The following is a 12,505-nucleotide window of genomic DNA, read 5'->3' as shown; positions in this document are numbered from 1 at the left end:
ATGGTTCAGGCGCGTCATGGCCGCGGAAGAGGAGCTGCGGGCATGCCTTGGCAAAAGGCAGCAGTGCCACAACTCCGGAAGTTCTCCCGATGACGACCCAGCTCAAACTCGCCTTCAAGCTGCCGGCCATGGTGGTGGCGATCGCGCTTGTCACCGGCGCCAGCCTGGCGCTGGCGGCCTATGCGGTCAGCAGCAGCATCGTCAACAGCCAGGCCGAGCAGCGCCTGACCGCGGCGGCGGCCAATGCGCGCTCCTCGCTCGATGCCTATCTCAATGAAGTGGCCGAGGACCTGACGCTGTTTGCCGGACGGTCGGAGATCGCAGCCGCCATCGACCTGTTTTCGGGCGCCATGCGCTCGCTGAAAGGGCAGGGTGACCCGGTCGAACTGCTGCAGGACGCCTATATCACCCGCAACCCCAATCCGGCGGGTGAACGGCTCAAGCTCGATACGTCGGACTGGCTGCCGGTCTATGACCTGCACCATCGGAGCCTCCATGCCGATTTCCGCGATATGCAGGAAAGGCGCGGCTATTACGACGTCCTGCTGTTCGATACCGATTTCAACAACGTCTATACCGTTTCCAAGGACGCTGATTTCGGCACTAATTTCGCCGAAGGCGGCGGGCCATGGGCCGATAGCGACCTGGGCAAGGTGGTGCGATCAGCCATGGCAGGCGAGGCGGGGCAGGTGTTCCTGTCCGATTTCGCGCCCTATGGCCCGAGCGGTGGGGTTCCAGCAAGCTTCATTGCCTCGCCGGTCTATGACCAGGGCTTCCTGATCGGGGTGCTCGCCTACCAGATGCCCACCGGCCGCATCGGGGAAGTGCTGGACCGTACGCAGGGTTTGGGCGAGAGCGGGGAGACCTATCTCGTCGGCCAGGACGGATTGGTGCGCAATGATTCCGCCAGGACGGAAGATAATGACGTGCTGACGCTGTCGCTGCAGGGCGAGGCGGTGAGCGCAGCGCTGGGTGGCACGGCGGCGATCGGCGCACTGTCGCATCATGAGGGCGCTGCCTATGTGGCTGCCAGCGAGCCGCTGACCTTTGGCGGCGTCGATTGGGCCGTGGTGGCGCTGGAAAGCGAAGCCGACATTTCCGCACCTTCGGCCGGCTTGCGCAACACGATGCTGGTCATCGGGCTGGTGCTGCTGGCGCTGGCGGCGATAACGAGCATCCTCATCGCCCGCACGATCACGCGGCCGATCACGCGCCTCACCGATGCCATGGCCGAAATCGCCGGCGACAAGCTGGATGTCGCGGTGCCCGGTCTCGAGCGTGCCGATGAGCTGGGTTACATGGCCGAGGCCGTGGATGTGTTCCGCAGCAATGGGCTCAAGATGCGCGATCTGCGCACCGCCGAACTCGATATGAGCGAGGAACGCGCCAAGCGTGTCAGCGTCATCCAGGGCTTACAGCAGGATATCGGCGCCGTGGTCGGTGCGGCCATCGATGGCGATTTCTCGCGTCGCGTTGGCACCGAGCTCGAGGATCCCGAACTGCGCCAGCTGGCGCTTGATGTCAACGACCTGGTGGCAACGGTCGATCGCGGCTTGACCGAAACCGGCAGCGTGCTGGCGTCGCTGGCCCGCGCCGACCTGACCCACCGCATGACCGGCGACTACAAGGGCGCCTTCGGGCGGCTCAAGCAGGATACCAATGGCGTGGCCGAGCAGCTTGGCGACATCATCACGCAGTTGCGCGGCACGTCGGGCACACTCAAGACCGCCACGGGCGAAATTCTCTCGGGCGCCAACGACCTTTCCGAGCGCACGACGCGGCAGGCCGCCACGATCGAGGAAACCAGTGCAGCCATCGAGCAGCTCAGCCGGACGGTGGTGGACAATGCCGCCCAGGCCGAGCAGGCCAGCCAGCAGGCGCGGACGGTTTCGAGCGAGGCCGAGGCCAGCGGCGCGGTGATGGGCGAAGCGACCGGGGCGATGGACCGCATCACGCAGTCTTCGGCCAAGATTTCCAACATTATCGGGCTGATCGACGACGTTGCCTTCCAGACCAACCTGTTGGCGCTCAATGCCTCGGTGGAGGCGGCGCGGGCCGGCGAAGCGGGGGCGGGCTTTGCGGTGGTCGCGGTGGAGGTGCGCCGGCTGGCGCAGTCGGCAGCCAGCGCCTCGGCCGATGTCAAGGCGCTGATCGAGCAGTCGGCCAATGAGGTCAAGGGCGGTACGCGGCTGGTGGCGAGCGCTGCCGAACGGCTGGTGGCGGTGCAGGAAGCCATTCGCGCCAATGCCACGATGCTGGACGGCATCGCGCGGGCCAGCCGCGAGCAGGCCGCTTCGATCGACGAGGTCAATGTGGCGGTGCGCCAGCTTGATGAGATGACGCAGCATAATGCCGCGCTGGTGGAAGAGACCAATGCCGCCATCGAGCAGACCGAGGCGCAGGCCAACGAGCTCGACCGCGTGATCGGCGTTTTCACTCTTGCCACCGGCGCCAGGCCGGCACCGCAACGCGAGACCGGTGCGCGGGGCATGATCGGTGATCTCAAGGCGGTGGCCGGCAGCTATTTCGGGCGCGGCAAAGCCGGCTAGAACACCGATGGAATACCTACGCAATTGACGCAACTGGCGACAGGATTTGGCGGCTCCTAGCCTGTTGCCGACTTTTGCGATGACTGGGATTCGGTCGCCGGTGCCGGGTGATGATGTCGCGGGCGCAAATACCGCCCCGTTCACCATCTATTTACCATGTCGGTGGCTGGATGGGGCTGGTTTGATCCAGATCACGATTTGGGAGTCGCGGATGGTCGAACCTAGGAACCATTACCCGTGAGCCCATAATGTCATCGACCCCCACTCCCAAGGACGTCCTGCAGTCCAGACTTGATTTCATCGGCCTCGACGCGGCGGCGCAGCGCCGGCTGGCAACGGTCCAGGCCCATGTCGATAGGCACCTGCCACTGGCGCTGGACAAGTTCTACGCCAAGATCGCCACGGTCCCGGCGGTCATGAAATTCTTCGATGGCAAACAGCAGATGGACCGGGCGCAGTCCAAGCAGGTCGGGCACTGGAAGGCGATTGCCGCTGGCCAGTTCGACGATACCTATTATGAAGCCAGCTCCCGCGTCGGCCTGCGCCATGCGCAGATCGGACTGGAACCGCGCTGGCATATCGGGGGCTATGGCATCATCGTGGAAACGCTGGTGCTGGGACTGGTCCATGATGTGATGGCCGAGGCCCTGCAGCCCAAGGCGAAGCGCTTCGGGCGCAAGCAGGTCTCGCCCGAGGAGGTAATGGCGGCAACCGATGCGATGGCCATGGCGCTGGCCGATGTGCTCAAATCCATGCTGCTCGATATCGATATCGGGGTATCGGTCTATTTCGAGAAGCTCACGGCCGATGCCAGGGCGGCCGACGCCGAGGCACAGGCCAAGATCAACCGCGCCGTGACGCTGACCGGGGCGGTACTCCGGGACATGGCGCAGGGGGACCTCACGACCCGCATCACAGATGATTTCGAGCCGGAATTCGAGCAGATCAAGGGCGATACCAATGCGGTGGCCGAAAAGCTGACCGGGATTGTCGGCCAGTTGCAGCAGACATCGCGCTCGCTCAAGACCGCGACCGGCGAAATTCTTTCCGGTGCCAACGATCTGTCGGAACGCACCACCAGGCAGGCGGCCACCATCGAGGAGACCTCGGCCTCGGTCGAGCAATTGTCACTGGCCGTAGTGGAGAACGCCCGACGCGCCGCGACGGCAAGCGACAAGGCGCAGGCCGTCTCGCAGAATGCCACGCAGGGCGGCGAGGTGATGAAGGAAGCCAACCAGGCCATGTCGGCGATCGAAGCCAGTTCGGCGAAGATTTCCAACATCATCGGTATGATCGATGACATTGCCTTCCAGACCAACCTGCTGGCGCTCAACGCCTCGGTGGAAGCGGCGCGGGCGGGCGATGCCGGCAAGGGCTTTGCCGTGGTCGCGGTGGAGGTACGTCGGCTGGCGCAATCGGCCGCCAATGCATCGAGCGAGGTCAAAGCCCTGATCGAAGCCAGTGCCGCCGAAGTGCGGGCCGGAACAAGGCTGGTCGGGCAGGCTGCCGAAACCCTGCTCGACATCCTGGCCGGGGCGCAGGAAAGCGCCGCGCTCATCGACACTATCGCCCAGGCCAACAAGGACCAGGCATCCTCGCTCGAGGAAGTCGCGGTCGCCGTACGGCAGATGGACGAGATGACCCAGCACAATGCGGCGCTGGTCGAAGAGACCAATGCCGCGATCGAGCAGACCGAGGTGCAGGCCAGCGAACTCGACGGCATCGTCGATGTGTTCAAGATCGGCGCTGCGCCGCCGCCGGTGCGCCGGGTGCCGCCGCAGACGTGTCCCAGAGTGGACACGGCGGGCAATACCGCCATCGCGCCGGACTGGAACGAGTTCTAGGCTGGATGGTCGCTTCTGCTGACATGGCCTGTCAGCAGGTGAGGGCAGGGTGGTATGGCGTCAAAATCGGAATGCCGCCATGCTCACCTCCGCCGTCGATCCGGTCTATTCCAGTGACTTTGCCGCGCTGATCGCGCCCTTGCCGGCGCCAGTGGCCGAACTCACGGCGCGGCTGGTGGCGCTGGTCGCGGCGCATCCGGGTCTTTCGGGCAAGGTGATGAGCGGCTGGAAATCGGTCAATTTCCGCCATGCCGGGGCCGGCCATGTCTGTTCGGTCTTTGGGCATGCCGACAGGGTGTCGCTCTATTTCGAGCATGGACGGCTGCTGGCGCATGGCGACGGGCTGCTGGCCGGGGACGGGCTCAAGAAAGGCCGCTATCTCCGCCTCGTGCCCGGCGACGACATTCCGGTAGATCGCATCGGCATCCTGCTCAGCGAGGCCATTGCCCTGTTTGCGTGAAGCGTGCTTGTAAGTTGCCTGCATCTGGAGGGCAGTATGGCGCGGATCGGTCTGGTGGCACACGACGACAAGAAAGATGACCTCTGTGTCTGGGCGGAGCATCACAAGCTCAAGCTCAGCCAGCATGAATTGTGGGGCACGGGCACGACCGGCAGCCGGGTGATGGCGGCGACCGGCATGGAGGTGACGCTGCTCAAGAGCGGCCCGCTGGGGGGCGACCAGCAGCTTGGCGCCATGATCGCGGAGGGCAGGCTGGACGTGCTGATCTTCTTCATTGATCCCCTCTCGGCGCAGCCGCATGACGTAGACGTGAAGGCGCTGACGCGGCTGGCCACGCTCTATGATGTGCCCTGCGCCAACAACAAATCCACAGCCGACGCAGTGCTCGCGTATCTTTGACTGATCGGTCAAGGTTGACCCTTCGCCCGCCTTATGAGCAGATGCCGCAAAATCGCCCGGATTGAACCGGGTGCCTTCGGCTTCAGGAATCGGGACGGGTCTGGGTGTCCTCTGACTTGGTTATCGACGTTCGCAACGTCAGCAAACGCTTTGGCGGTCTCACCGCCGTCAACAACTGCTCGCTCTCGGTAAGACGCGGCTCGATAACCGGGCTGATCGGACCGAATGGGGCGGGCAAATCCACTTTGTTCAACATGGTGGCCGGCAATATCGTGCCCGATGGGGGCTCGGTGATCTTCGACGGGGTCGATGTCACCGGCTTCAAGCCGCATGAGCTGTTCCGGGCCGGCATGCTACGTACGTTCCAGATCGCGCATGAATTCTCCAACATGACGGCGCTGGAAAACCTGATGGTGGTGCCGGGCGACCAGCCGGGCGAATATCTCGGCAATGTCTGGTTCCGCCCCGGCCTCAGCAAGTCGCGCGAGACCGAGGTGCGCAAGAAGGCGCTCGATGTCATTGACTTCCTCAAGCTCGGCCATGTGCGCAACGAGCTGGCGGGAAACCTCAGCGGCGGGCAGAAGAAACTGCTCGAACTGGGCCGCACCATGATGGTCGATGCCAAGGTGGTGTTGCTCGACGAGGTAGCGGCCGGCGTCAACAAGACGCTGCTCAACGACCTGGCGGCCAATATCGAGCGCATGAACCACGAACTGGGCTACACGTTCTTCGTCATCGAACACGATATGGATCTGATCGCGCGGCTGTGCGACCCGGTCATCGTGATGGCGCAGGGCGAGAAGATCGCCGAAGGCCCGATGGCCGAAATCCGCGCCAATCCGCAAATCGTCGAAGCCTATTTCGGCACCCCCGTCGAGGTGGCGTAGATGGCTCTCATCGAACTCAGGAACGTCGTTGGCGGCTATGGCGGCGCGCCGATCCTCAACGGCGTCAACATGGCCATCGAGCAGAGCGATATCGGGGTCATCGTCGGCCCCAATGGCGCCGGCAAGTCGACGACGCTCAAGGCGATCTTCGGCCTGCTCCGCGTTACCGGCGGCACGATCGAATTCGGTGGCCGCAATATCGCCAATTCGCTGCCTGACGCGCTGGTGCCGATAGGGCTCAGCTTCGTGCCGCAGGAAAAGAACGTCTTCACCACGCTGAGCGTCGAGGAAAATCTCGAAATGGGCGCCTTTACAAGGCGCGACGATTTCAAGGATACGATGGACTGGGTCTATCAGATGTTCCCGGTGCTGGCGGAAAAACGCCGGCAGCCGGCCGGTGAATTGTCGGGCGGCCAGCGACAGATGGTGGCCATGGGCCGGGCCCTGATGAGCAAGCCGACGCTGCTGATGCTGGACGAGCCCTCGGCAGGCCTGTCGCCGCGTTATGTCATCGAAATCTTCGAGACCATCATGCGCGTCAACAAGGAAGGCGTCGGCATTCTCATGGTCGAGCAGAATGCGCGGCAGGCGCTGGCCTTCGCTTCGCGCGGTTTCGTGCTCGCCAACGGGCAGAACCGCTTCACCGGTACCGGCGCCGAGCTCATCGCCGATCCCGAAGTCGCCAAAAGTTTCCTCGGGGGCTGAGGGTCATGGACGAACTTATTTTCTTCATCAACCGCGTGCTGATTTCAGGCACCGTACTGGGCTCGATCTATGCGCTGGGCGCCATCGGCGTCACGCTGATCTTCGGCATCCTGCGCTTCGCCCATTTCGCCCATGGCGACATGATGACCATGGGCGCCTTCATCGCCTTCGTGCTGGCAGGCCTGTGCGCCGCTTTGGGCATCGTGACGCCGCTGCCGACGGGGTTCGTGGTGCTGCCGGTTGCCATGGTGATTGCGGCCTTCCTGGCGCTGGGCATCGACAAGGGCTTCTACGCGCCCTTGCGCAAGCGCGGCGCCAAGCCGGTGACGATGCTGATCGCCTCGATCGGCGTGACGCTGATGATCCAGGGCCTGATCCGGCTGATCTTCGGCTCGGGCACGCGCAGTTTCTACGACACCGAGCCCAAGGACATCTTCCGCATCGACATGAGTGCCTTTGGCGGCACGCGACCCATCTCGATTACCGAGCCGCAGGTGCTGATGTTCGTGGTCACGGCGCTGCTGGTGATCGCGCTGCACCTGTTCCTGACGCGCTCGCGGCTGGGCAAGGCGATGCGCGCCATGGCCGACAATGCCGACCTGGCGCAGGTCTCGGGCATCAATACCGCGCTGGTGGTGCGGGTGACCTGGGTGATTGCCGGTAGTCTCGCCTGTGTGGCCGGGGTGATGCTGGCGCTCGACGTGGCGCTGATGCCGGACCTCGCCTTCAATATCGTGCTGCCGATCTTCGCTGCCGCTATCGTGGGCGGGCTGGGCCATGCCTATGGCGCCATTGTCGGTGGCTTCCTCATCGCCTTTGCCGAGACGCTGGCAGTGTTCAACTGGACGGCGGTGTTGCGTCCGCTCAATGGCCTCCTGCCCGAGGGCATGGCGCTGCCGGCCAATCTGGCGCTGGTCCCCACCGAATATAAGCTCACCGTGGCCTTCGTCATTCTGGTCGTGACCCTGCTGGTGCGCCCCACCGGTATCTTCAAGGGAGTTTCCACATGAGCGCGGCAGAAGCCGAAATCCGCTGGCTGGATCGTCCGCTGTATCGCGGCATCGCCCTGTTCATCGCCCTGTTTTTCCTGGTGGCCGCAGCCGGCGTGTCGCAGGGCAGCGCCAGCATGCTGCTGATCCTGGTGCAGGCCACCGGCTTTGCCCTGATCGCGCTGGGCCTCAATATCCAGTGGGGCTATGGCGGGTTGTTCAATTTCGCCATCATGGGCTTCCTGATGGTGGGCGGCGCGGCGGTGACGTTCATCTCCTATCCGGTCAATGCCAGCTTCTGGAACTCTGATGGCCCGATGCTGCTGGGGCGGGCGCTGCTGGCCTTCCTGATCGGGGCGGCTTTGGTCTATGCGGCGCGCCAGACGCGGCGGCTGGGCCTGCGCGGCTTTGGTTATGGCCTTGTCGTCGTGCTGGCCTGGTTCATCGCCTATGTGATCTATCGCAGCCAGATCGATCCGGCCGCGGCCTATATCGAATCCACCGCCGGCTTTATCGGCGGGCTGGGGCTCAATCCGGTGCTGGGCTGGCTGTTCGGCGGGCTGCTGGCAGCGGCCATCGCCTATTTCGTCGGCAAGATCAGTCTTGGCCTGCGCACCGACTATCTCGCCATTGCCACGATCGGCATTTCCGAGATCATCCGCGCGCTGATCAAGAATATGGACTGGCTGACGCGCGGCACCATGTCGGTATCGCCCATGCCCTGGCCGACGCCGCTGCCGCAGGCGCTGCAGGCCAATGGCGTGGGGATTGCCGACAGCTTCGTGCAGGCGCGCCTGGGCTTTCTCGCACTGGCGGTGGCCCTCTTGGTCATCATCTTCTACGTCATCCAGCGCGCCTATGGCGGACCCTGGGGCCGCATGATGCGCGCCATCCGCGACAACCACATTGCCGCCGGCTCGATGGGCAAGGACGTCACCGGCCGCCAGCTCGAACTGTTCGTGCTGGGCTCGATATTGATGGGCATTGGCGGGGCCATGCTGGTCTCGTTCAGCCAGATTTTCGATCCATCAGGCTACCAGCCGATCAACCACACATTCATGATCTGGGTGATGGTCATCGTCGGCGGCGCCGGCAATAGCTGGGGCGTGTTGCTGGGATCGCTGCTGATCTATGTGGTCTGGGTCCTGTCCGATCCGGCGGCGCAACTGATCTTCGTCAATCTGTCGACGCTGACGCAGAATATGGGCTGGGGCGCCATTCCCGAAATCGACTCGCGGGCACTGCAGATGCGCGTCTTCGTGCTCGGCGTGGTGATCACCATCGCCCTGCGCTTCGCGCCCAAGGGGCTGATCCCCGAAGTGATCCGCCGCGAGGGCTGAACCCGCCAGGCAGAATGATTTACGGCCCGTAGCCTGCCTGGCTGCGGGCCGTCTTATTTGCGGGCATTGACCCAGAGCCATTGCGTGGGCTGCCGGTCGTAGCCGCTGCCCTCATTGCTTTCGAGTTCTACGCCCCGCCAGTCGGCAGCGGCGTGAAAGTGGCCGAGCAGCGTGTCGCGGTCGGGATAGTTGTAATAGCGACCGAAGCGGTCGCGGCCCGCGCCATTGCCGGCCTTGAAGCTGGCGGTGAGCAATCCGCCTACCCGCAAGGCGGCGTGGATGCGGCGCAGATCGTCGGTCAGTTCCTCCGCCGGAGCATGCAACAGGCAGGCGCAGGCCCAGACGCCGTCATAGGCCGCCTGCGCATCGAGTTCGTCGAACCGCATTATGGCTACCGGACGACCGAGACGAACTTCGGCCTCCGCGGCCAGTTCGGGGGAGGCGTCGGTGGCGTGGACGTCAAAGCCACGCTCCAGCATGGTGGCGGCGTCACGCCCGCTGCCCGAGCCGAGTTCGAGAATGCGGGCACCGGCCGGGAGCGCGTCGAGAAAGGCGTGCAGGCGGGCATCGGGCCGGCCGCCATCGTCGCGCACATATTCGGCGGCATTCCGGGCGTAGAAAGCCAGCGTCTCGTCATCTGCCATCGGCGTCTCCTGACAAAAAAAGGCCCAGGATCGCTCCTGGGCCTTCGGATTGGTCGGTGATCCGGATTACTGGATCAGGCCCTTGTTGACCGTGGCGCCGCCTTCGATGACGAAGTAGTTGATGGCGCCGGCGACGTCACCGACGTCGTCGAACTCGATGGTGCCCGAAGCGCCTTCGTAGTTGATGTCGGTGCCGGCAGCGATCAGCTCCTTGGCCTTGCTCCACTCACCCGGCAGGATGGTTTCGCCGGGGGCGTTGGCGACTTCACGCAGGGCGGCCGAGACGCCTTCGCGATCGGCCGAGCCACTCTTCTCGATGGCCAGGGCCAGCAGGAACACGGCGTCGTAGGAGTTGGTCACATAGGTGCCGTTGACGTCCTGGCCAACGGCGCTAGTGAGGGCGTTCAGCGCGTCGAAGGACGGGCCGGCGGCCGCAGCGGCCTGGGTCAGGATCATGCCTTCGAGCGAGGCAGCATCGCGGCCTTCCAGCAGCGCGTCGCCGGCCATGCCGTCGCCACCGACGAACTGGGTGAACGAGCCGGCTTCGATGGCCTGGTTCAGGATGGCGCCGCCACCGGCGTTTTCATAGCCATAGATCACCAGCGTGCTGGCGCCGGCCGCTTCGACCTGGCCGATTTCGGGGCGGTAGTCGGCCTTGCCGTCTTCATGGGCGACATTGGCCAGAACCGTGCCGCCACCAGCGGTGAAGGCATCGGAGAAGGCGCCGGCCAGGCCCGAGCCATAGTCGTTGTTGACGTAGGTCACGCCGACTTCGGTGATGCCCTGGGCCAGCAGCAGTTCAGCGGCCTTGACGCCCTGGATGGAGTCGGGAACCACGTCGCGGAACACCAGGTCGTTGTCGGCCAGTTCGGCAACGGCCGGAGCGGTCGAGGCCGGGGAGATCATCACGACATTGCCCGGAATGGCCGAGCCATTGGCGCCGGCAATGGTCGCGCCGGAGCAGTAACCACCGAAGATGGCCACGACCTGCTCGCTATTGACCAGACGGTCGGCGGCCGGACCGGCGGCACCGCCGTCGCAGGCGCTGTCGGCCAGCACGGAAACCAGGTTCTGACCGTCGAACAGGCCACCCTGATCGTTGACATTGGTGATGGCCAGGTTGCCGGCATCGACCATGCCTGGCGCAAAGCCGGCGATGGGGCCGGTCACGTCGGCCAGGAAACCGATCTTGACTTCCTGCGCCATGGCAGGCGCGGCAATGGCGAGTGCCGAGGCGGCAACGGCCAGGGCCAGAGTATTCTTGAGATTGTGCATGTACGTCCCTCTGCTGGGTTGTTCCGCGGGGCGGCTCTTGCCCGAGCCCGTCTTTCCAAGCGGAAACAACGCGATAAAGGGGGCGCAACCCACGCCCCGCTGGAAGCAACTGTTGCACATTTGATGAGCAGGAGTCACCGGGTATTGATTGGCATTTCAGCTTGCCGCAACTGTTGCTTAACGGGGGTGGTTTTTGCATAGAGTGAGACTGATGCGGGAGAGGCTGCAATGACGGCGAGGCTATTGCGGGCGATGCTCCTGCTGGCGGTCCTGGTGGCCGCGGGGCCGGCGGCAGCACAGATCACCGTGCTCGATCAGGCCCAGGATGCCGTGCCGGCGCAGCAGGCTCCTGCCGGCGAAGCCACGCCACCACCGCCCTGCGGCACCCAGCCGATCAGTATTGCCCGCATGAGCTGGCCTTCGGCCGAATTGCTCGCTGAAATCCATGCCCGAATACTGGCGCGCGCCTATGGCTGCGATACGCGGGTCACCCCGGGCGATCTGGCCGCCACGGGTTCCTCCATGGGGTCCACCGGCCAGCCGGCCGTGGCGCCCGAAATGTGGGTCACGCGCATTGCCGATGTGTGGAATTCCGGCATCGACGCGCAGATGCTGCGTCCGGCCGCGCCCACCTATGTCGAAACCGCGTTCGAAGGCTGGTTCATGCCCGACTATCTGGCGGCGGTGCACCCTGAACTGGTCGGTATCGATGGGCTCGCCGCGGCGCTGCCGCTGCTCAATGGCGGGGTGAAGGTGCGGTTCATCTCCTGTCCCGCCGACTGGGCCTGCGCCCTGATCAACCGCAATCTGATCGCCGCTCTGGGATTGGCCGGCATGGTGGACCTGATCGAGCCCGGCAACCGGTTCGAAATGGATACGCTGATCGCCGAGGCGGTGAGCCGGAAGGAACCCATCCTGTTCTATTACTGGCAGCCCAATGCGGTGCTGTCGCAATTCAATTTCGTCTCGCTCGATATGGGCAACTATGACGAGGAAGCTGCCAAGTGCCTGGCCCGGCTGGCCTGCCCGTCGCCGTCGGCCAGCGCTTTTCCTGGCGAAACGGTGGTGGTGGCGCTGGCCGAATGGGTTTTTACCGACATCCCCGCCATCGCGGCCTATTTCCAGCGCAGCAGCATGCCGCTTGCCGATATGAACGGGTTGTTGGCGCAGCTCAACGAGCCCGGCGCCACGGTCGAAGGCGTCGCCGACCGCTTCGTGGCGGAGCGAGAAGATATCTGGCGGGGCTGGGTCGGTACGACGGTGCCATAAGGCGTTGAAAACCGGGCGATTTGACGGCCAAAAGTTGACCGACCAATTTTTTTGTTTTCGTGTCAATTTAATCCCGCATCATTCAGCTCTTGCGTGAGCAAGTTTTGCCAATGTGACAGTTGTTTTGAAGTCATGATTAGTTGA

General features: G+C 64.1%; 11 protein-coding genes. 9 read left to right on the top strand and 2 right to left on the bottom strand.

Annotation, left to right across the window (positions count from 1 at the left end; genetic code table 11):
* The first annotated feature begins 89 nt into the window (after positions 1-89).
* From NVV79_RS13405 to NVV79_RS13370, 8 genes are all read left to right on the top strand, one after another.
* Complete coding sequence (locus NVV79_RS13405; RefSeq protein WP_303990307.1) at positions 90-2,549, top strand: methyl-accepting chemotaxis protein; 2,460 nt, start codon at positions 90-92, stop codon at positions 2,547-2,549.
* A 248-nt stretch (positions 2,550-2,797) separates the two neighbouring features.
* Positions 2,798-4,393: a methyl-accepting chemotaxis protein gene (locus tag NVV79_RS13400; RefSeq protein ID WP_303990305.1), complete on the top strand. Its 1,596-nt coding sequence runs from the start codon at positions 2,798-2,800 to the stop codon at positions 4,391-4,393.
* Between the two features lie 79 nt (positions 4,394-4,472).
* A complete protein-coding gene (locus NVV79_RS13395) occupies positions 4,473-4,853 on the top strand; it encodes a DUF1801 domain-containing protein (protein ID WP_303990302.1) in 381 nt (126 codons plus the stop codon).
* Positions 4,854-4,889: 36 nt separating this feature from the next.
* Positions 4,890-5,252 (top strand): methylglyoxal synthase, encoded by a 363-nt coding sequence (locus tag NVV79_RS13390; protein WP_303990298.1) that lies wholly within the window; start codon positions 4,890-4,892, stop codon positions 5,250-5,252.
* A 104-nt stretch (positions 5,253-5,356) separates the two neighbouring features.
* Positions 5,357-6,139: an ABC transporter ATP-binding protein gene (locus NVV79_RS13385; protein WP_303990295.1), complete on the top strand. Its 783-nt coding sequence runs from the start codon at positions 5,357-5,359 to the stop codon at positions 6,137-6,139.
* Positions 6,140-6,844 (top strand): ABC transporter ATP-binding protein, encoded by a 705-nt coding sequence (locus NVV79_RS13380; protein WP_303990292.1) that lies wholly within the window; start codon positions 6,140-6,142, stop codon positions 6,842-6,844.
* A gap of 5 nt (positions 6,845-6,849) precedes the next feature.
* Positions 6,850-7,854, top strand: coding sequence for a branched-chain amino acid ABC transporter permease (locus NVV79_RS13375; RefSeq protein WP_303990289.1), 1,005 nt, complete (start codon positions 6,850-6,852; stop codon positions 7,852-7,854).
* Complete coding sequence (locus tag NVV79_RS13370) at positions 7,851-9,173, top strand: branched-chain amino acid ABC transporter permease (RefSeq protein ID WP_303990285.1); 1,323 nt, start codon at positions 7,851-7,853, stop codon at positions 9,171-9,173. The genes NVV79_RS13375 and NVV79_RS13370 overlap by 4 nt, the downstream gene beginning before the upstream one ends.
* Before the next feature lie 53 nt (positions 9,174-9,226).
* Here the strand turns inward: NVV79_RS13370 and NVV79_RS13365 are convergent, their stop codons facing one another.
* The gene (locus NVV79_RS13365; RefSeq protein WP_303990283.1) at positions 9,227-9,817 is read right to left on the bottom strand and encodes a bifunctional 2-polyprenyl-6-hydroxyphenol methylase/3-demethylubiquinol 3-O-methyltransferase UbiG; all 591 of its coding nucleotides are present in this window, start codon (positions 9,815-9,817) and stop codon (positions 9,227-9,229) included.
* A gap of 66 nt (positions 9,818-9,883) precedes the next feature.
* Entirely contained in the window at positions 9,884-11,092 is a 1,209-nt protein-coding gene (locus NVV79_RS13360; RefSeq protein WP_303990280.1) for an ABC transporter substrate-binding protein, read from the bottom strand.
* 228 nt (positions 11,093-11,320) lie between these two features.
* On the opposite strand from NVV79_RS13360, the gene NVV79_RS13355 reads away from it, so the two are divergent.
* The gene (locus NVV79_RS13355; RefSeq protein WP_303990276.1) at positions 11,321-12,361 is read left to right on the top strand and encodes a glycine betaine ABC transporter substrate-binding protein; all 1,041 of its coding nucleotides are present in this window, start codon (positions 11,321-11,323) and stop codon (positions 12,359-12,361) included.
* The last annotated feature ends 144 nt before the right edge of the window (positions 12,362-12,505 follow it).

The sequence above is a fragment of the Devosia ginsengisoli genome, from assembly GCF_024707105.1.
GTDB lineage: Bacteria > Pseudomonadota > Alphaproteobacteria > Rhizobiales > Devosiaceae > Devosia > Devosia ginsengisoli_A.
This window is presented reverse-complemented; position numbering and strand designations above follow the sequence as displayed.

What these genes read in the sequence shown, in the direction of transcription:
- NVV79_RS13405 (WP_303990307.1), top strand. Translation starts at nt 90, where the DNA reads ATGACGACCCAGCTCAAACTCGCCTTCAAGCTGCCGGCCATGGTGGTG.
- NVV79_RS13400 (WP_303990305.1), top strand. Translation starts at nt 2,798, where the DNA reads ATGTCATCGACCCCCACTCCCAAGGACGTCCTGCAGTCCAGACTTGAT.
- NVV79_RS13395 (WP_303990302.1), top strand. Translation starts at nt 4,473, where the DNA reads ATGCTCACCTCCGCCGTCGATCCGGTCTATTCCAGTGACTTTGCCGCG.
- NVV79_RS13390 (WP_303990298.1), top strand. Translation starts at nt 4,890, where the DNA reads ATGGCGCGGATCGGTCTGGTGGCACACGACGACAAGAAAGATGACCTC.
- NVV79_RS13380 (WP_303990292.1), top strand. Translation starts at nt 6,140, where the DNA reads ATGGCTCTCATCGAACTCAGGAACGTCGTTGGCGGCTATGGCGGCGCG.
- NVV79_RS13375 (WP_303990289.1), top strand. Translation starts at nt 6,850, where the DNA reads ATGGACGAACTTATTTTCTTCATCAACCGCGTGCTGATTTCAGGCACC.
- NVV79_RS13370 (WP_303990285.1), top strand. Translation starts at nt 7,851, where the DNA reads ATGAGCGCGGCAGAAGCCGAAATCCGCTGGCTGGATCGTCCGCTGTAT.
- NVV79_RS13365 (WP_303990283.1), bottom strand. Translation starts at nt 9,817, where the DNA reads ATGGCAGATGACGAGACGCTGGCTTTCTACGCCCGGAATGCCGCCGAA.
- NVV79_RS13360 (WP_303990280.1), bottom strand. Translation starts at nt 11,092, where the DNA reads ATGCACAATCTCAAGAATACTCTGGCCCTGGCCGTTGCCGCCTCGGCA.
- NVV79_RS13355 (WP_303990276.1), top strand. Translation starts at nt 11,321, where the DNA reads ATGACGGCGAGGCTATTGCGGGCGATGCTCCTGCTGGCGGTCCTGGTG.